Source organism: Lacinutrix algicola, from assembly GCF_001418085.1.
Lineage (GTDB): Bacteria > Bacteroidota > Bacteroidia > Flavobacteriales > Flavobacteriaceae > Lacinutrix > Lacinutrix algicola.
On record NZ_LIQH01000022.1, the window covers coordinates 13,984 to 34,695 of the forward strand.

The 20,712-nt window shown below is 33.0% G+C and carries 16 protein-coding genes, 1 tRNA gene and 1 riboswitch; of the genes, 16 read left to right on the plus strand and 1 reads right to left on the minus strand.

The window, feature by feature from the left end:
- The first annotated feature begins 41 nt into the window (after positions 1-41).
- From ASC41_RS02600 to ASC41_RS02610, 3 genes are all read left to right on the plus strand, one after another.
- Positions 42-1,004: a GLPGLI family protein gene (locus ASC41_RS02600; protein ID WP_055435092.1), complete on the plus strand. Its 963-nt coding sequence runs from the start codon at positions 42-44 to the stop codon at positions 1,002-1,004.
- A 116-nt stretch (positions 1,005-1,120) separates the two neighbouring features.
- Positions 1,121-3,832 (plus strand): carboxypeptidase regulatory-like domain-containing protein, encoded by a 2,712-nt coding sequence (locus ASC41_RS02605; protein ID WP_055435093.1) that lies wholly within the window; start codon positions 1,121-1,123, stop codon positions 3,830-3,832.
- Between the two features lie 103 nt (positions 3,833-3,935).
- Positions 3,936-4,017: transfer RNA gene (locus ASC41_RS02610), tRNA-Tyr, on the plus strand.
- A 166-nt stretch (positions 4,018-4,183) separates the two neighbouring features.
- Here ASC41_RS02610 and metK read toward each other — a convergent pair.
- Positions 4,184-5,440 carry a methionine adenosyltransferase gene (gene metK, locus ASC41_RS02615; protein ID WP_055435094.1) on the minus strand — a complete coding sequence of 419 codons (1,257 nt, stop codon included), beginning with the start codon at positions 5,438-5,440 and terminating at the stop codon, positions 4,184-4,186.
- 437 nt (positions 5,441-5,877) lie between these two features.
- Positions 5,878-5,999, plus strand: a riboswitch (SAM riboswitch).
- A gap of 118 nt (positions 6,000-6,117) precedes the next feature.
- Between metK and ASC41_RS02620 the strand changes: the two genes are divergently transcribed.
- The 13 genes from ASC41_RS02620 (at position 6,118) to cysD (ending at position 20,647) form a co-directional block, all read left to right on the plus strand.
- A complete protein-coding gene (locus ASC41_RS02620; RefSeq protein WP_055435095.1) occupies positions 6,118-7,410 on the plus strand; it encodes an O-acetylhomoserine aminocarboxypropyltransferase/cysteine synthase family protein in 1,293 nt (430 codons plus the stop codon).
- Between the two features lie 28 nt (positions 7,411-7,438).
- The gene (locus tag ASC41_RS02625) at positions 7,439-7,891 is read left to right on the plus strand and encodes an OsmC family protein (RefSeq protein ID WP_055435096.1); all 453 of its coding nucleotides are present in this window, start codon (positions 7,439-7,441) and stop codon (positions 7,889-7,891) included.
- Positions 7,891-11,286 carry a bifunctional aspartate kinase/homoserine dehydrogenase I gene (gene thrA, locus ASC41_RS02630; protein ID WP_055435097.1) on the plus strand — a complete coding sequence of 1,132 codons (3,396 nt, stop codon included), beginning with the start codon at positions 7,891-7,893 and terminating at the stop codon, positions 11,284-11,286. Before ASC41_RS02625 ends, thrA begins: the two co-directional genes overlap by 1 nt.
- 59 nt (positions 11,287-11,345) lie before the next feature.
- Positions 11,346-12,521 (plus strand): trans-sulfuration enzyme family protein, encoded by a 1,176-nt coding sequence (locus ASC41_RS02635; protein ID WP_055435098.1) that lies wholly within the window; start codon positions 11,346-11,348, stop codon positions 12,519-12,521.
- Positions 12,522-12,531: 10 nt separating this feature from the next.
- Positions 12,532-12,822, plus strand: coding sequence for a rhodanese-like domain-containing protein (locus tag ASC41_RS02640; RefSeq protein WP_055435099.1), 291 nt, complete (start codon positions 12,532-12,534; stop codon positions 12,820-12,822).
- 84 nt (positions 12,823-12,906) lie between these two features.
- The gene (locus ASC41_RS02645; RefSeq protein WP_055435100.1) at positions 12,907-13,926 is read left to right on the plus strand and encodes a homocysteine S-methyltransferase family protein; all 1,020 of its coding nucleotides are present in this window, start codon (positions 12,907-12,909) and stop codon (positions 13,924-13,926) included.
- 11 nt (positions 13,927-13,937) lie between these two features.
- Positions 13,938-14,219, plus strand: coding sequence for an antibiotic biosynthesis monooxygenase family protein (locus ASC41_RS02650; RefSeq protein WP_055435101.1), 282 nt, complete (start codon positions 13,938-13,940; stop codon positions 14,217-14,219).
- Between the two features lie 134 nt (positions 14,220-14,353).
- On the plus strand, positions 14,354-17,053 hold the full coding sequence (gene metH / locus ASC41_RS02655) for a methionine synthase (protein ID WP_055435102.1): 2,700 nt from the start codon (positions 14,354-14,356) through the stop codon (positions 17,051-17,053).
- Between the two features lie 297 nt (positions 17,054-17,350).
- Entirely contained in the window at positions 17,351-18,307 is a 957-nt protein-coding gene (gene metF, locus ASC41_RS02660; protein WP_055435103.1) for a methylenetetrahydrofolate reductase [NAD(P)H], read from the plus strand.
- Between the two features lie 26 nt (positions 18,308-18,333).
- A complete protein-coding gene (locus ASC41_RS02665; RefSeq protein WP_055435104.1) occupies positions 18,334-18,744 on the plus strand; it encodes an RrF2 family transcriptional regulator in 411 nt (136 codons plus the stop codon).
- A gap of 124 nt (positions 18,745-18,868) precedes the next feature.
- The gene (locus ASC41_RS02670; RefSeq protein ID WP_055435105.1) at positions 18,869-19,120 is read left to right on the plus strand and encodes a DUF2061 domain-containing protein; all 252 of its coding nucleotides are present in this window, start codon (positions 18,869-18,871) and stop codon (positions 19,118-19,120) included.
- Positions 19,120-19,734 carry a phosphoadenosine phosphosulfate reductase domain-containing protein gene (locus tag ASC41_RS02675; RefSeq protein WP_055435106.1) on the plus strand — a complete coding sequence of 205 codons (615 nt, stop codon included), beginning with the start codon at positions 19,120-19,122 and terminating at the stop codon, positions 19,732-19,734. Before ASC41_RS02670 ends, ASC41_RS02675 begins: the two co-directional genes overlap by 1 nt.
- A 10-nt stretch (positions 19,735-19,744) precedes the next feature.
- Positions 19,745-20,647, plus strand: a complete 903-nt coding sequence (cysD, locus tag ASC41_RS02680) for a sulfate adenylyltransferase subunit CysD (RefSeq protein WP_055435157.1) — start codon at positions 19,745-19,747, stop codon at positions 20,645-20,647.
- Positions 20,648-20,712 lie beyond the last annotated feature (65 nt).

Consider the following 20,712-nt stretch of genomic DNA (forward strand, 5'->3'; position numbering starts at 1 on the left):
AGTTAACTGTAATTTTACAAAACCAATTAAGAAACAATATTATGAAATTAAAAGCATTACTAATCTGCATTACGTTATTCTCGGCTTCATTTTTGTCTGCGCAAGATGATTTTCAAGGAGTAGCAACTTACATGTCTAAAACAACAATGGATATGGACGGTTTTGGAGGAAAGGATATGAGTCCGGAAAGAAAAAAAATAATAGCAGAAAGAATGAAAGGTATGTTAGAAAAAACATATGTTTTAACATTCAACAAAACAGAGTCTAGTTATAAAGAAGACGAGAAGTTAGATGCTCCTGGTTCTGGAGGAGGCTTTAGAGGTATGATGAGTAGTTTTACTGCTGGTGCACAATACAAAAATATTAAAGATGGACAGTTAATTCAAGATCAAGAGTTTTTTGGAAAGCAGTTTCTTATTAAGGATGATTTAGAGAAGTTAGAGTGGAAAATGACAGGTGAAACCAAGCAAATTGGTAAGTACATGGCAATGAAAGCTGTTGCAACTAAAAAAGTTGATGAAATGGATTTTTCTAAAATGAGAAGAAATCCTCGTGATGATGATAAAAAGAAAGAAGAAAAAGCTGCAAAAGGAGATAGAACTGTTAGTGCTTTTGGAAAAGGAGAAGCTAAAGAAGGAGAGAAGGCAAATGATTCTTCTGTAGTAGCATCGACTGAAGGAAAGTCAACAGATATTATGGATGAAATCGATATTCCAAAAGAAGAAGAAGTTGTTGCTTGGTATACAATGCAAATTCCTGTAAATAATGGTCCTGGAGATTTTTGGGGTTTACCAGGTTTAATTCTTGAAATCAATTCTGGGAGAACAACTATTTTATGTTCTAAAATAGTAATGAATCCTTCAGAAAAGCAAGAGATTAAAAAGCCTTCAAAAGGAAAAGAGGTTACTAAAGCCGAATATAACGACATCGTTAAAAAGAAAATGGAAGAGATGAGAGAAATGTACGGAGGAGGAAATCGCGGTGGTCGTGGTGGAAGACGTTAATCTCTAATAAAAGGATAACCCAACTCAATATATAAAAGCGAACATAAAGTTATTTTTACTAAGATTACAGTAAAAGTAACTAGAGATTGATTGTTTTAAAAACCATAAAAAAATAGATGAAACACTTTTTTACACTGTTACTTTTAATAGTAACAAGCACAACTATTGCCCAAGTTAAATTTGAAGGTATAGTAAAAGATACCGAAGGAGAGCTTTTGGAGTTTGCAAATGTTATAGCTATAAATAAAGAATCTAAAGTATTAGAGTCTTACGCTGTAACCAACGATGCTGGTAAGTATAAGCTTAATTTAGGTAAAAACACCACTTATAAAATACAGGTAAGTTATATTGGTTTTACTACCAAAGAAATGGAAATTACCACAACTGAGGAAGCTATAACAAAAGATTTTAGTTTAGTAGTAGATAATACGCTTGAAGAAGTAGAGTTGGTTTACGAAATGCCAGTTACTATTAAAGGAGATACTATTGTTTATAATGCAGATTCTTTTAAAAATGGTACAGAGCGAAAGCTAGAAGATGTATTGAAAAAACTTCCAGGAGTTGAGATTAATGCAGATGGGCAAATAGAGGTAGAAGGTAAGGTTGTAAATAAGTTAATGATTGAAGGAAAAGATTTCTTCGATGGAGATTCTAAATTAGCAACTAAAAACATTCCAGCAGACGCTATTGATAAAGTTCAGGTTTTAAAGAATTTTTCTAACGTTGGACAGTTAAGTGGTGTGCAAAACAACCAAGATAATGTTGCTATTAATATTAAGCTTAAAGATGGTAAAAAGAACTTTTGGTTTGGTACAGTAACAGCAGGAAGTGGTAATTCTGACGATGAAGGATTATACTTAGCGCAGCCTAAATTGTTTTATTATAGCCCTACTAAAAGTATCAACTTTATTGGAGATTTAAATAATATTGGAGAATTAGCATTCTCACGTAAAGATTTTAGAAATTTTAGTGGAGGTTTTAGTGCTCCAAGTCAGCAAAGTGGGACAAGTATAAATATTGGAGATGGTGGATTAAACTTTTCTAATCTTCAAAATGATAAGGCTAAGGATATAAATACCAAATTTGGAGCAGTAAACTTTAATGTGTCTCCAAATGAGGCTTTAGATATTGGTGGTTTTGCTATTTTTACGAGTAGTAGAATTGAGTTACAAGAAAACCAAAGTGTAGAGTATACAGATGAAGCTTTAGGTATACCAGATGAAACTACAGCAAGTAACACAAGACAAAGTAGTGATGCTGGTTTATTAAAGTTTAAAGCTAAATATAAGCCTAATGGTAATAATCAATTAGATTATGATGTTTTAGCTAAATTAACAAAAGAAGAACAAAACCAGAGTTTCTTTTCATCGGTTATTGGTGATATTGGACAGGTTGAAAACTCTAAGCCTTTTAATTTAACTCAAAGTTTAAAATATTATTACACTTTAGATGAGAAGAATATTTTTGCCTTTGAGGCTTTACATGAAATTTCAGACGAAGATCCTTTCTATAATGCAATATTAGAAGATAAAACAAATTATGGTAATACAGCAGCTGCTCTTGGTTTAGACGAAGATCAATTCAACTATAATATTGGTCAAGATAAAAGAGTAAAATCTAATCAATTGGATGCAAAGCTGGATTATTGGAATGTGTTAACGCCTAAAAGTAATATCAACTTTACATTAGGAACTATTTTAAGTAAGCAAAACTTTAATACTGATATTTTCCAGTTTTTAAATGATGGTTCTCAATTTAATACAACAGCAACTATTAATAATGGGTTAGATACTAACGATACAGAATATAACTTTAGTGATGTTTATTTAGGAGCTCATTATCGTTTTAAAACTGGGATTTTTACTTTTACACCAGGTGTTTCTGCACATGCTTATGGATCTAATAATGATCAATATGGTACTGAAATAAAAGATAACTTTTTTAGATTATTACCAGATTTCAATATGATAATTCAACTTAAAAAGAGTGAAAATATCCAGTTAAACTACCGTATGCAAACCACATTTACAGATGTTACTAATTTGGCACGTGGTTTGGTATTGAATAATTATAACTCATTATACTCTGGAAATCCAGAGTTAGAAAGTGCAACTGCGCATAACCTAAGCTTAAATTACTTTAGCTTTAATATGTTTAATTATACTAATGTTTTTGGAAGAATATCTTATACTAAAAACATAGATGGTATTAGAGGAGCTTCTTCTTTTCAGCCAGGAAGTGTTGTGAATGTAGGGTCATCTATAAATTCAGAATTTGCAGACGAAAGTGTTTCTGCATTTGGTAGGTTTCAGCGTTCTTTCGGGAAGTTAAAAGCTTCTATAAACGGTAATTTTAACTATTCTAAGTTTAACCAGTTAATTAATGATAATGTGTCTACTAACGAGAGTTATACTCAAACTTATAGAGCTGGTTTAAGTTCTAATTTTAGAGATGCTCCTAATTTCGATTTTAGTTACGGGTATACAATTAACGATAACGATCAAGGATCAACAAGATCAAAGTTCTATACACATTCTCCTTCTGTAAGTTTCGATGCTTTACTGCTTAAGAGTTTTACTTTTAAAACAGATTATACGTACAACGATTTTAGAAATGAAGATGTATCTCTTAATACTTACGATTTTTGGAATGCTTCTTTATCTTATAGAAAAGATGAAGACAGTAAGTTTGAATACGAAGTTAAAGCAACAAACTTGTTGGATACTAATTCTCAAAATAATACTAGCACAGGTTCTTTTTCTGTAAGTGCAACAGAATACTTTATACAACCTAGGTTTTTAACTTTTAGAATTATTTATAGTTTATAAATAGTTAACGTGTTAAGATAAAGCGAGTTAATTTTTAACTCGCTTTTTTTTGTAAAAAAAGTTTGTTAAGTAATAAAACTATAATATATTTGCCATCGGTTTTGGGGAGATACTCAAGCGGCCAACGAGGGCAGACTGTAAATCTGCTGACTACGTCTTCATAGGTTCGAATCCTATTCTCCCCACACAAATTAGAAAAGTCTGTACATATGTACAGACTTTTTTTATTCTATAAACTAAGCACAAGCACTCTCTATTCAAAAAAAACTTCTTAGAGTATCTAGTCTTGATTAGTTTAAATAAAAAAAGCTCTCGTTTGAGAAGGCTTTTTTATATTTATGTAGCTGAGATTTAAATATCAAATTCAGCTTTTACTTTGTCAACGTAATCTAACTTTTCCCATGTAAATAATTCTACATCTAAAGTAATGTCATCTCCATTTGGTCTAGAAAATGTTTTAGTAACTGTTTCGTTTATTCTTCCCATATGTCCATAAGCAGCAGTTTCACTGTATATTGGATTACGTAGTTTTAAACGCGATTCTATAGCAGCTGGTCTCATATCGAATACTTTCGAAATTTTCTCAGCAATCTCACCATCCGTCATGTTAAATGGACAAGTACCATAGGTATCAACAAAAATTCCCATAGGCTCCACAACACCAATAGCATAAGAAACTTGAACTAAAATTTCTTCAGCAACACCTGCAGCAACTAAGTTTTTAGCAATGTGTCTTGTTGCATAAGCAGCACTTCTATCTACTTTACTAGGGTCTTTTCCTGAAAAAGCACCACCACCATGAGCACCTTTTCCACCATAAGTATCTACAATAATCTTACGTCCAGTTAATCCTGTGTCACCATGTGGTCCACCAATTACAAACTTTCCTGTTGGGTTAATATGATATTTAATATCATCATTAAATAACGCTTGGATAGCTTCTGGTAATTTTGCTACAACTCTTGGTATTAGTATCTCAACAATATCTTTTCTGATTTTAGCTAGCATAACATCGTCATTGCTATCAAAATCATCATGTTGTGTAGAAACTACTATAGCTTCTATACGTTGCGGTGTGTTATCATCGCTGTATTCTATAGTTACTTGACTTTTAGAATCTGGTCTTATGTAAGTAATGTCTTTGTTTTCACGACGTAACTCAGCCAATTCAATTAAGATTTTATGAGATAAATCTAAAGCCAAAGGCATGTAGTTTTCTGTCTCGCTAGTTGCATAACCAAACATCATTCCTTGATCTCCTGCACCTTGCTCTTCTTTTGTTGCACGATCAACTCCACGATTAATATCGTCACTCTGTTCGTGAATAGCACTAAAAACGCCACAAGAATTACCATCGAACATATATTCGCTCTTAGTATAACCAATCTTGTTTATAGTATCTCTTGCAATTTTTTGCACATCTAAATAAGTATTAGATTTTACTTCTCCTGCAAGTACTACTTGTCCTGTAGTAACAAGCGTTTCGCAAGCAACCTTAGATTCGCTATCGAATGCTAAAAAATTGTCGATTAATGCATCACTAATTTGATCTGCAACTTTATCTGGATGTCCTTCAGATACACTTTCTGATGTAAATAAATACGCCATAACTTTTCTTTAAATTTTATATATACAGGATTTGACGAAAGCGTCGAAGGAAGTTTACACTGCCTTTAGCATTTTTTATAGAGGTTGCAATCAGTCAAATCCGTCCTCGTAATTAATTTCGACAAAAGTATAAAAAATTATATGGATAGAAATTCCTTTTTAAAATTTTATGAAAACTTTATCTTTAAGCATTAATTACTTAGGTTGTTTTTTTTCGATTAAATATGAAATGAACTGAATTTGAAATCATATTGGTTCTATAAAACAGATTTAAGTTATTTTTATGGAATTTTATTTTGTTTAAAACGTGTTTTATAGTTTTATTTTCTAATTTAATAGATTTATGAATATTTATTCGGAAAAATATTCTTTTTAACTTGTTTAATTAGATTTTTTTTCACAATATTTGTGCTCACAAAGTTCAAACACTTACTGAAATGTTATCAAGAAAGGTGGAGAGATAGACTCGCTGAAGCCTTAGCAACCCTTAGACTTACTAAGAAGGTGCTAAATTCTACTTAATTTTCGATTCATTTATCGAACATTGGATAGATAACTAAAATCTAATTACTCATCTGTGATTAGTATTTCTTTTTAACATTTTTCTAATATGTACGCTTCAAATGAAGCTTATTTGACTTTTGAATTAATTTATTTAACTCGAAAAACTTAGAAAAATGAGTACACAAAAATTTGCAACACAAGCATTACACGCAGGACACGACACAAGTAAAACAGGAGGAACAAGAGCGGTTCCTATTTATCAAACATCGTCTTACGTTTTTGACGATTCAGATGACGCCGCAGGACGATTCAATCTCTCTGTGCCAGGTTTTATTTACACCCGATTAAACAACCCAACAAACGATATTTTAGAGCAACGTATCGCAGCACTCGAAGGTGGTATTGCGGCAGTCGCAACAGCATCTGGTACAGCAGCAATTTCTACAACATTGTTAACGTTGTTAAAAGCAGGCGATCATATTGTAGCATCAAGTAGTTTATATGGTGGAACATACAATTTGTTAAGTGTTACATTGCCAAGACATGGTATTACGACAACTTTTGTAGATCCTTCAGATCCAGAAAATTTTAGCAAAGCAGCGCAAGAAAATACAAGAGCTATTTTTGTAGAGTCTCTAGGAAATCCAAAATTAGATGTCTTAGACTTAGAGGCTATTTCTAAAGAGGCCAAAGCAATTAATGTACCTTTAATTGTGGATAATACAGTGGCAACGCCTTATTTATTAAACCCAATTGCGCATGGCGCAAACATTGTAATTCATTCTTTAACCAAATATATTAATGGTAATGGGACATCGCTTGGTGGTATCATTATAGATGCAGGAACATTTGATTGGACTAACGGAAAATTCCCTGAATTTACAGAGCCGTCTGCTGGTTACCATGGTTTAGTGTATAGCGAGGCTATTGGAGCAGCTGCATTTATTGCTAAAGTTAGAATAGAAGGTTTAAGAGATTACGGTGGCGCATTAAGTCCATTTAACGCTTTTCAAATCATTCAAGGATTAGAAACATTAGAATTAAGAATTTTAAAGCATTCTCAAAATGCTTTAGAACTAGCAAAATGGTTACAAGAACAACCAGAAGTAACTTGGGTAAATTATCCAGGATTACAGACTAGTAAATATAATAGTTTAGCTAAAAAGTACTTGCCAAAAGGACAAAGTGGTGTGGTTACTTTTGGGGTTGATGGTGGTTTTGAATCGGCTAAAAAAATAGCAGACACCACAAAATTATTCTCGCTATTGGCCAATATTGGTGATACAAAATCATTAATCATTCATCCTGCAAGTACTACGCATCAACAATTAAGTGATGAGGCGCAACAATTAACAGGAGTGACTAAGGATTTAATTAGACTATCGGTAGGAATCGAAAATATAGAAGATTTAAAAGCCGATTTAAAAGAAGCTTTTGCAGTCGTTAAAAAAACAGTTTTAGCTTAAGACGTTACTTAATTAGAATTCAGAAAAGATGAGTGATTTAAAATTTTCAATAGCAGGAGTAAGCACATCTGCGACACAATTTGTTGGAAAAGCAAGGCAGTTTAAATTAGTAATAGATGAACCCGAAGCTTTAAATGGTTCAGATGAAGGCGCTAACCCAGTAGAATATATTCTTGCAGGATTTGCTGGCTGTGTTAACGTTGTTGGTCATTTAGTGGCGAAAGAACTTGGTTTTAAAATTGATAAATTAAACATAGAAGTATCAGGAGATGTTAACCCAGGTAAGTTTCTAGGGACATCAAATAATGAGCGTGCAGGTTTTAAAAATATCGAATTAAAACTAGTACCAGAAACTACTGCAAGCATTGAAACATTAGTTAAATGGTTAGAAATTGTTGAAGCACGATGTCCAGTTAGAGATAATTTATCTAATAATACACCAGTAAAAATCTCAGTACAAAAAGAATACAATCTTAATTAATGACAGATTTACAATACATAGACAGTATCGATTATGTTACTCAAAGTGGTAAGGCAACTAAAATAAAGTTGTCTTATCAAGTGTTTGGTAAAGCATTACATACAGCTCCAATTGTATTGGTAAATCATGCGCTAACGGGTAATAGTAATGTTGCAGGAGAAGGCGGTTGGTGGTCGGATTTGGTTGGCGATAATAAAGTTATCGACACTAAACAATATACCGTTTTAGCGTTTAATATTCCAGGAAACGGATATGATGGTTTTTTAATTGAAAATTATAAAGATTTTATTGCTAGAGATATAGCAAAACTATTTTTAATAGGATTAGAAAAACTAAACATCAACTCGGTTTACGCTATGGTTGGTGGCTCTCTTGGAGGTGGAATTGCTTGGGAAATGGCTGTTTTAAAACCCAATTTAGCAACGCACTTTATTCCTGTAGCAACAGATTGGAAAGCAACAGATTGGTTAATGGCTAATTGTCAAATACAAGAACAGTTTTTGGTTAATTCTAAAAATCCAGTACATGACGCTCGTATGCATGCTATGTTATGCTATCGTACACCGGAGTCTTTTAAATCAAGGTTTCAACGTTCTAAAAACGAAGATTTAGATCTGTTTAATGTCGAAAGTTGGTTGCTGCATCATGGTAATAAATTGCAAGAGCGTTTTCAGCTGTCGGCTTATAAATTAATGAATCAATTGTTGCGTACTATTGATGTTACTAAAGGTCGTGAGCCAAATACAAATGTGTTAGATGTTATTCAATCTGAAACTACAATTGTTGCAGTAGATTCTGATTTGTTTTTTACTGCTGAAGAAAATAGAGAAACACAAAAACAGTTAGCGTTAACGCATTCAAATGTGACTTACAATGAAATTAATTCCATTCATGGTCATGATGCTTTTTTAATAGAGTTCGAGCAACTCGAAAACATAATTAAAGGCATTTTTAAACCTGCATTAAAAGAAAAGAAAATGAAGATATTAAAATTCGGAGGAAAATCTCTAGCCAATGGTGAAGGTTTAAATCGTGTTATTTCTATCATAGAAAACAAAGTTAAAGCTGAAGAAAATATAGCAGTAGTAGTTTCTGCAAGAGGAAAAGCTACAGATCAACTAGAAAGTATACTTGAAAAAGCGGTAAAAGATGAGGCTTATGCTACAGATTTTGATGCTTTTAAAAACGATCAAAAAGGAACGATTGTAGTAGATTTTGAAACAGAATTTTTAAGATTAGAAAGTTTGTTTGCAGGTGTGCAATTGTTAGGGGATTATAGCCCGAAAATTAAAGATGAAGTTTTAGCGCAAGGCGAATTGATTTCAGCTAAATTAATTACTGGATTATTAGTAGATAAGAATATTAATGCAAAAGTAGCAGATGCTAGAACGTTTATAAAAACAGACGATACCTTTGGTAATGCAAAACCAATAGATGCGCTGTCTAAGAAAAATGTAGTCGCTTATTTCAAACAAAATAATGGCACTACAGTAAATATTGTAACGGGTTTTATAGCGTCTAATAGAGATAACAAAACAACAACTCTAGGGCGTAACGGTAGTAATTACACTGCTGCATTATTGGCTAATTATCTTGATGCCGAAGAGTTGCAAAATTACACGCATGTGAATGGTATTTATACCGCTAATCCCGATTTGGTAGCAGATGCTATAAAAATTGAAAGACTGTCTTTTACAGAAGCTAATGAATTGGCTAATTTTGGGACGACCATTTTACACGCAAAAACTATTATTCCTTTAATAGAAAAAAATATTCCGCTTCGTATTTTAAACACATTCAATCCGGAAGATAAAGGCACAATAATAACGGCTCAAAATAAAGATAAAGGTATCCGTTCGTTATCTGTTTTAGATAATGTGGCTTTAGTAAATATCGAAGGTCGTGGTTTATTAGGTAAAGTAGGTGTAGATGCTAGGATTTTTACTGCTTTAAGTAAAGAGAATATAAGCGTTAGTATTATTTCTCAAGGCTCGTCAGAGCGTGGTATTGGTTTGGTTATTGAAGCTGAACATGCAAATAGAGCCGTTATTGTTTTAGAACAAGAGTTCGAGAATGATTTCTATTCGCAAGACATTAATAAAATTAGTGTTATAGACGATGTGTCTGTCATTTCAATTATTGGTCAAGAGCTAAGCACGTTTCACAAACCGTTTAATAACTTAATTAAAAACCAGATTATTCCTATCCTTTTCAATAATACAATTACTGGCGAAAATGTGAGTATTGTGGTTAAAAAGAAAGAGCTTCATAAAGCAGTAAATGTTATTCATGGAGAGATCTTCGGAATCTCTAAAAAGATAAATCTAGCCATTTTTGGACATGGTTTAGTTGGTGGTGCTTTGGTGAATCAAATTATTGCTTCAGCTAAAGATATCGAAAAACGTAAAGGTATTAAGCTTAATATTTTTGCGATTGCCAATTCCCAAAAGGCATTATTTAGCAAAAACGGCATCGATGAAAATTGGAAAAACACATTAGAAACTAACGGTGAAAATTATAAGATTGAAGATGTCTTTCAGTTTGCAAAAGACAATCATTTAGAAAACTTAATAGCTATAGATAATACGTCAAGTTTAGAATTTGTATCTAATTATATTAAGTTGGTAGAGCAAGGTTTCGATTTAGTTTCGTCTAATAAAATAGCAAATACTATAGATTTAGAATTTTATAACGAATTGCGTAATACTTTAGAGAAACATCAAAAAAGTTATTTATACGAAACTAATGTTGGTGCAGGTTTGCCGCTAATAGATACTATTAAATTATTGCACCTTTCGGGTGAAAATATTGTGCGTATTCGTGGTGTGTTTTCTGGATCGTTAAGTTATTTGTTTAATACATTTTCTTCGGAAGACACCTCGTTTGCAACCGTATTACAGCAAGCTCTAGATAAAGGGTTTACAGAACCAAATCCAAGAGAAGATTTAAGCGGAAACGATGTCGCAAGAAAACTATTAATCTTAGCGAGAGAATTAGATTTACATAATGAAATTGGCGATGTAACTATCGAAAACCTAATTCCAGAACCGCTTAGAGAAATTGAAACGTCTCAGTTTTTAGATAGTTTAGATGAAATGAATACTGTTTTTCAAAAGATAAAAGAAGCACAAAAAGAAGGTCACGTATTAAGATATATTGGCGATTTACACGGTGATTTATCGCAAGAAAACGGAGCGCAATTAGATGTTAAATTAGAGTCTGTACCTAGTCAATCGCCTTTAGGAGCGTTGCAAGGAGCCGATTCTATTTTCGAAATATACACAGAAAGCTATGGCGAAAAACCCATTGTTATTCAAGGCGCAGGAGCAGGAGCTTCAGTAACAGCAAGAGGAGTTTTTGGAGATATTTTAAGACTAACAGAAAAGAATAATTAAATAAATGTCACGCTGAGCGCAGTCGAAGTGCTTTAATAGTTGATTTTAAAAACAAATTAATGGATTCTAATAATTTTGAAACCCAGGCCATAAGAACACAAACAGAGCGTTCTCAGTATTTAGAGCATTCTACACCTTTATACTTAACATCTAGTTATGTGTTTGAAGATGCCGAAGATATGCGAGCCTCTTTTGCAGACGAGAAAGATCGTAATATTTACAGTCGCTATTCAAATCCAAACACATCAGAGTTTATAGATAAAATCTGTAAAATGGAAGGAGCAGAAAGTGGTTATTCTTTTGCTTCAGGTATGTCTGCTATATTTTCAACATTTGCAGCTTTACTAGATGCAGGAGATCATATTATTTCATGTAACAGTGTTTTTGGTTCTACACAAACCATGTTTAAAAATATTTTACCAAAGTGGAATATTTCTACCAGTTATTTTAAAATAAATGAACTTGATAAAATTGAAAGCTTAATTAAACTAAGTACTAAGGTTATTTATGCAGAAAGCCCAACAAATCCAGCAGTAGATATTTTGGATTTAGAAGCTTTAGGTCGCATTGCTAAAAAGCATGATCTTATTTTAATTATCGATAATTGTTTTGCAACACCTTATTTACAACAACCTATACAATTTGGTGCAGATTTGGTAATCCATTCGGCAACAAAGTTAATAGATGGTCAAGGTCGTGTACTAGGTGGTGTTACAGTTGGTAGAGCAGATTTAGTTAAGAAAGTCTATTTGTTTTCAAGAAATACAGGTCCAGCATTGTCACCTTTTAATGCTTGGGTATTGTCTAAAAGTTTAGAGACTTTAGCGGTTAGATTAGATAGACATTGTGAGAACGCATTAAAAATAGCAACATTTTTAGAAGGACATGATAAAGTAAATGTTGTAAAATATCCTTTTTTAAAATCGCATCCACAGTATGAATTGGCTAAAAAGCAAATGAAAGCTGGTGGTAATATTGTTGCTTTTGAAGTTAAAGGTGGTATTGAGGCAGGACGACAGTTTTTAAATAATATTAAGCTATTATCGTTATCTGTAAACCTTGGTGATACTAGAAGTATTGTCACGCATCCAGCATCAACAACACATGCAAAGCTAACCGAAGAAGAAAGATTATTAACGGGTATTACTGGCGGTTTAGTACGTATTTCGGTAGGGTTAGAGCATACTGATGATATTATCAAAGATTTAAATCAAGCGTTAGCGCTATTAAAATAAAACACAGATTATGAGTAATAATTCAGAATTTAAAAACATTCAAGAGTACCTAGATAAAGGTGCTATAATATTAGACGTTAGAACGGAAGGTGAGTATAATGAAGGTCATGTAGATAATTCATTACATATCATTTTAGATGAATTGGAATATGAAATAGACCAACTAAAAGCACTTGATAAGCCAATAATAACATGCTGTAGAAGTGGAGCAAGAAGCGAAAGAGCAAAAGACCTTTTAGAAGACAATGGTATAGATGTTATTAATGGAGGGCCATGGGAAAATGTAGAGTCTTATTTGTAAAATAATAAAATATTTACATCGATTTGTCATTCCTGATTAGGCAGTAATCTAGTATAAAGATTGAAGTAAAAGAAACGAATAAATATGGCAAATATTAGAGAGGAATTAAAAAAACGAATTTTAGTGTTGGATGGTGCTATGGGTACCATGTTACAGGCTTATAAATTTTCTGAGGACGATTTTAGAGGCGAACGTTTTAAAGATTATGCTACGCCATTACAAGGAAATAACGATTTGTTATCCATCACGCAACCAGAAGCTATAAAAACCATTCATGGTAAGTATTTTGAAGCTGGAGCAGATATTATAGAAACCAATACCTTTTCTGGAACTACAATTGCGATGGCAGATTACCAAATGGAAGATTTGGTGTACGAACTAAATTACCAATCGGCTAAAATAGCAAAAGAAGTAGCAGACGAGTTTACGGCAAGAGAACCACATAAACCACGTTTTGTAGCGGGTTCAATTGGGCCTACAAATCGTACAGCAAGTATGTCTCCAGATGTAAACGACCCTGGTTATAGAGCAGTAACTTTCGATGAGTTACGTATTGCTTACAAGCAACAAGTAGAAGCTTTAATAGATGGTGGAGCAGATTTGTTATTGGTAGAAACGGTTTTCGATACCTTAAATGCAAAAGCAGCTTTATTTGCTATTGAAGAAGTTAAAGACGAAAGAAATATAGAGGTTCCTGTTATGCTAAGTGGCACGATTACAGATGCTTCTGGTAGAACATTATCTGGGCAAACAGCCGAAGCTTTTTTAATTTCTGTATCGCATATTCCATTATTATCTGTAGGTTTTAATTGCGCTTTAGGTGCTAATTTATTACAACCGCATTTAGAGGCTATTGCTAGTAAAACAGAGTTTGCTATATCGGCACACCCAAATGCAGGATTGCCAAATGCTTTTGGAGAATACGATGAAACTCCAGAAGAAATGGGAGAGCAAATAGAAGAGTATTTAAAAAGAGATTTAATAAATATTATTGGTGGTTGTTGTGGTACAAGTCCAGAACATATTAGTGTTATTGCAAATATTGCAGCAAAATATAAACCTCGCCAAACGGTCACTTTGAGTGCAGTCGAAGCGTCTCATTAAGATAGGAAGTTATGATTTTAGAAGTCGCAATTTTAAATATAAAAAAAGGATTGTCTCAAGAGTTTGAAAAAACATTTTTGGTTGCTCAAGAGATTATTTCATCAATGAAAGGTTATATCTCTCATCAATTAAAAAAATGCATTGAGGAGGACGATAAATATATATTATTAGTGCATTGGGAGACAATTGAAGATCACGAGATAGGATTTAGACAATCAGAAGAGTATCAGCAATGGAAAGCATTATTGCATCGTTTTTACGAGCCATTTCCAACTGTAGAACATTATGTTTAATAATTTGTTTTTTACAGATTGGAAACAAAATAATAGGTTTTAAAAAATTTGAAACTTATTTCAGGAATAAAACAAAAGTGAAACTTGAAAAAGTTTTATAACAAATGTATAAAGTTAGTATAAGGTATTAATAGATGAGTAAAACTTACATCCATAAAAAAGCAAACGTTAAACAAACAAAGTACATGAAATTGTCTGGTTTAGAGCCTTTGGTTTTAAACGAAAACATGAACTTTATAAATATTGGTGAACGTACAAATGTAGCAGGTTCGCGTAAGTTTTTGCGATTAATAAAAAACGAAGAGTTTGATGAAGCGCTAGATGTTGCACGTCATCAAGTAGATGGAGGCGCACAAATTATCGACATTAATATGGACGATGGTTTAATAGATGGTGTAAAGTCCATGGTTCGTTTTTTAAATTTAATTGCTGCAGAACCAGACATCTGTCGAGTGCCTATTATGATTGACAGTTCTAAATGGGAAATCATAGAAGAAGGTTTAAAAGTTGTACAAGGTAAGTGTGTCGTAAACTCTATTTCTTTAAAAGAAGGCGAAGAAAATTTTATCTGGCAAGCCAAACAGATTAAGCGTTATGGAGCAGCCGTTATTGTTATGGCTTTTGATGAGGTTGGGCAAGCAGATAATTACGACAGGCGAATAGAAATTGCACAACGTTCTTACGATGTTTTAGTAAATAAAGTGGGCTTTCCTTCGGAAGACATCATTTTCGATTTAAATATATTTCCTGTAGCAACAGGAATGGATGAACACCGTAGAAATGCTATTGATTTTATTGAAGCAACACGATGGGTAAGAGAAAACTTAATAAATGCAAGTGTAAGTGGTGGAGTAAGTAATGTCTCTTTTTCTTTTAGAGGAAATGATGGTGTTCGCGAAGCCATGCATTCGGTGTTTTTATATTATGCTATTCAAGCAGGTATGAATATGGGAATTGTAAATCCAGCCTTATTGGAGATTTACGATGATATTCCTAAGGATTTATTAGAACATGTAGAAGATGTTATTTTAGATAGACGCGACGATGCTACCGAACGTTTATTGGATTTTGCAGACACTGTAAAAGGATCTAAAAAAGAAAAAGTAGCTGATTTATCTTGGAGAGAAAATCCATTACAAGATAGAATTACACACGCTTTAGTAAAAGGTATAGATGCTTTTATTATTGAAGATGTAGAGATTGCTAGACAAGAAGCTGCTAAACCTATTGAAGTTATAGAAGGTAACTTAATGGTTGGTATGAATGTGGTTGGAGATTTATTTGGTGCAGGAAAAATGTTTTTACCACAAGTAGTCAAATCTGCTCGTGTCATGAAAAAAGCAGTATCCTACTTAAATCCGTTTATTGAAGCCGAAAAAGGGGAAAAACAAAAAGCTTTAGGTAAGGTGTTAATGGCAACTGTAAAAGGCGATGTGCATGATATTGGTAAAAATATTGTGAGTGTTGTTTTGGGTTGTAATAATTATGAGATTGTAGATTTAGGTGTTATGGTGTCGCCAGAAAAAATAATAGCCGCTGCTATTGAAGAAAATGTAGACATTATAGGTTTGAGTGGTTTAATTACACCGTCGTTAGACGAAATGGTGTATTTGGCTAAAGAAATGGAACGCCAGAATTTTGTTGTTCCGTTGTTAATTGGAGGTGCAACAACCTCTAAAGCGCATACCGCTGTAAAGATTGATACGCAATATAAAAATGCAGTTGTACATGTTAATGATGCCTCTAGGGCAGTAACTGTTGTTAGTGATTTATTGAATCCGAAAACAAGTAATTTATATGTAGCTAAATTGAAGAAGGATTATGACGAGTTTAGAACCAAGTTTTTAAAACGTGGTAAAGAAAAATCATACATCAGCATTGAAAAAGCAAGGGAAGAGAAGTTTAAAATCGATTGGAATACAAGTCATATTGTAAAGCCAAAAACATTAGGTGTTCAAACGTTAGAGCAGGTTAGTTTAAAAGAAATTCTACCATTTATAGATTGGAGTCCGTTTTTTAGAAGTTGGGATTTACATGGAAAGTATCCAAACATTTTAACTGATGAGGTTGTTGGCGAACAAGCCACTATTTTGTTTGAAGACGCTCAAATTATTTTAAAGGAAATTATAAACAAGCAGTTATTAAAACCGAAAGCTATTTTTGGTTTGTTTGAAGCAAATACTATTAATGATGATGATATTTCTATTCAGAAAAAAGGAAAAGAAATAGCTGTTTTTAGAACGCTACGTCAGCAATTAAAAAAACGAGCAGGAAAACCAAGTTTTGCGTTATCAGATTTTATTGCGCCTAAAGAAACTGGAATTACCGATTATATGGGCGCTTTTTGTACTGCTATTTTTGGAGCAGACGAGTTGGCTAAAAAATATAAGGATAAGGAAGATGACTATAATGCCATAATGGTTCAGGCAATTGCAGATAGGTTTGCTGAAGGCTTAGCTGAGTATTTACACAAACAAGTAAGAATAAAACATTGGGCTTATGGTGCAAATGAAGACTTAACAAACGAAGATTTAATTAAGGAGAATTATAAGGGTATTCGTCCAGCACCTGGATACCCAGCGTGTCCAGATCATTTAGAAAAAGAAACCATTTGGGACTTGTTAAAAGTAGAAGAACAGATAGGTGTAACGCTTACCGAAAGTTTAGCCATGTGGCCTGGAGCTGCAGTTTCGGGATATTATTTTGCAAACGAAGAAGCGAAATATTTTGGATTGGGTAAAATTACAGACGATCAAGTAAAAGATTTTGCACTAAGAAAAAATATCACATTAGAAAAAGCAAGAAAATGGTTGCATCCTAATTTAACAGAGTAAATTCTTGAGAAGGTAATAAGCTCGTAATAAAAGAGGAATACAGGTTTGTAAAGCTGAAAAATGGCTGATAAGTGCGTTAGGGATTACGCGTTCATTCTTACTTTGATTAAATAAGAATTCGTGATTGCTTCGCAGTTGAAGGCGTGTGTTTGAGCTCCTCAAAGAGAGCGAGTAGTGAAAGCCCGACGTTTTGCGATCCTGCAAGGTTTTTGAAACCTGGCAGGTATGAGTAAAACGTAACGCCCAAATAGAAATAAATAATAATTTAATAAGACTTCCACTTTTGTGGGAAATACTATGAAAGTAACAGATCACATAAAAAATGCAAACGGAAATACACAGTTTTCTTTTGAAATTTTACCGCCTTTAAAAGGACAAAACATACAGTCGATTTTCGATAATATAGATCCGTTAATGGAATTTAAACCACCTTTTATAGATGTAACTTATCATCGAGAGGAATATGTTTACAAAGATTTAGGTGATGGTTTGTTAAAGAAAAAAGTGGTTAAAAAACGTCCAGGTACGGTTGGTATTTGTGCTGCGCTTCAAAATAAATATAATGTGGATGCTATACCGCATATTTTATGTGGTGGTTTTAGTAAGGAGGATACTGAGAATTTTTTAATCGATTTAGATTTTTTGGGTATAGATAATGTTGTGGCTTTAAGAGGTGATGCTGTAAAAACAGAAACTTATTTTACGCCAGAAAAAGAAGGACATCATTATGCGAGTGAATTGGTATCTCAAATTTCGGAACTTAATAATGCGGTGTATTTAGATGATGAGCTGCAAAACTGTTCGGCAACTAATTTTTGCATTGGTGTTGGTGCTTATCCCGAAAAGCACATGGAAGCACCAAGTCTTGAAAGTGATATTCATTTTCTAAAAAAGAAAATCAATAATGGTGCTGAGTATATTGTAACGCAAATGTTTTTTGATAATAGTAAGTATTTTCAGTTTGTAGATAAATGTAGAAAAGAAGGAATTACAGTACCAATAATTCCAGGTTTAAAACCGATATCGACTAGAAAACAACTTAATATTATTCCGCATCGTTTTCATGTAGATTTGCCCGAAGCTTTAATTAAGGCCATTATAAAGTGTAAAGATAATAAGCAAGTTCGCCAAGTTGGTATCGAGTGGTGCGTGCAACAGTCTAAAGAATTAGAGAAAGCAGGAATTCCATTCTTACATTATTACTCAATGGGAAAAAGCGATAATATAAAAGCTATAGCTCAAGCTGTTTTTTAATAATAAAAAAGAATTACATTTGTTTCGTGTTATCCAAAAAAACAAAATACGGAATTAAGGCATTAGTGCATTTGGCAAAACAGGAAGAAAGTAGTCCTGTGCAAATTGGGACAATATCTTTAGCTGAAAATATTTCTCAAAAATTTTTAGAATCCATTTTACTTTCTTTAAAAAAGACTGGTTTTTTAGGTTCTAAAAAAGGAAAAGGTGGAGGTTATTATTTGCTTAAAGATCCTAAAGATATTCCTATGACAACTGTTATGAGAGTACTAGAAGGGCCAATAGCCATGGTGCCTTGCGTAAGTTTAAATTTTTACGAAAAGTGCGCCGATTGCCCAGATGAAAACACATGTGCTGTAAATAAAATTATGCTAGAAGTGCGTGATAGTACTTTAAAAATATTTAAAAACACAACACTTCACGATTTGTGTCTTTAACAGATTCGTAAAAATAACCATACATTTTTATAATATTATTCTTGATTTTTATACAATAATACTATAGGTTTGCATTTTACCCTACTAAATCTATAGGGTATTAGTTTTTAATAATTAAATGAATATGGGAAATGTAATAAATTCGGAGGTTGGCTTAGAGACAGAAGAGCAAACATCCTCAGAGAATATTAAAAGAAGTTTAGTAAAAACGATTAGTTGGAGAGCGGTAGGTACAATAACAACGGTTGCAATATCTTACATAATTACAGGAACAATGGCTTTGGCTTTTTCAATAGGAGGAATAGAATTAGTATCTAAAATGGTATTATACTTCTTTCATGAACGTGCTTGGGAAAAAATTAAATGGGGAAAATAATGAGCTTAGATTTAGATAAAATAAACAAAGAATTAGAAGATAAAACACCTCAAGAAATTGTAGAATGGGCTATTAGTATTGCCAAATCTCCTGTGGTAACTACTAATTTTAGACCATACGAAGCGGCAATTTTAAAAATAACAAGTGCTGTTAAAAAGGACTTAAAAGTTATTTGGTGCGATACAGGTTATAACACTCCTAATACATATAGGCATGCAGATGAGGTAATAAAAGTATTAGATCTTAATGTAAAATTATATGTGCCAAAACAAACAACAGCACATCGTGATGTGGTTTTAGGAATACCAAGTATTGAAGATCCAAAACATGCAGAATTTACAGAGCAAGTAAAATTAGAACCTTTTAAACGTGCCATGACAGAGCATAAACCAGATGTTTGGTTTACTAATTTACGTAAAGGTCAGACAGCTTTTAGAGATAGTATAAGTATAGTATCTCAAGATAAAAACGGCGTAATAAAAGTGAGTCCGTTTTATAATTGGACAGACGAAGAACTAGACGCTTTTTTAGTAGAAAACAACTTGCCAAACGAGTTTAAGTACTTCGATCCAACTAAACAATTAGAAAATAGAGAGTGTGGATTACATGCTTAAAAAGATAGAAATGAAAGATACATCAAACATAAATCCGTTAGAAAACGAAGCCATATATATAATGCGAGAAGTCGCTGCTCAATTCGAAAAGCCAGTGCTTTTGTTTTCGGGAGGAAAAGACTCCATTACGTTAGTGCGCTTGGCACAAAAAGCATTCTATCCCGCTAAGATTCCGTTTCCATTAATGCATATCGATACAGGTCATAATTTTCCTGAAACCATAGAATTTAGAGACCGTTTAGTAAAAGAATTAGGTTTAGAACTTATTGTTAGAAACGTTCAAGACTCTATAGACGATGGTAAGGTTAAAGAAGAATCTGGAAGATATGCGAGTAGGAATCAACTACAAACTACAACGCTTTTAGATGCTATTGAAGAGTTTAAATTTGATGCTTGTATTGGTGGCGCAAGACGTGACGAAGAAAAAGCAAGAGCAAAAGAACGTATCTTTTCTGTAAGAGATGATTTCGGACAATGGGACGAAAGAAACCAACGACCAGAGTTATTCGATATGTTAAATGGTAATATAGAATTAGGACAAAATGTACGTGTGTTTCCAATTTCTAATTGGACAGAATTAGATGTTTGGTCTTATATTCAAAAAGAAGAAATAGAGATTCCATCTATTTACTTTGCGCATACTAGAGCTACTTTTTTAAGAGATGGATTAATCTGGTCTGCAGACGATGCCGTAGTTTATAGAGATGAAGAGGAAGAAGTTGTAGAAAGAATTGTACGTTTTAGAACCGTTGGAGATATGAGTTGTACAGCAGCAGTATTATCTGAAGCATCAGATATTGTTAGTGTTGTTCAAGAAATTCGAGACTCTTCAATATCAGAAAGAGGCGCTAGAATTGACGATAAGCGTTCGGAAGCAGCAATGGAGAAACGTAAGCAGCAAGGATATTTTTAATCCGTTTTTATTTCCGCGTAGACGGAAATTTAATGAAGCAATTTTAAATTAAGAATTAAAAAAGG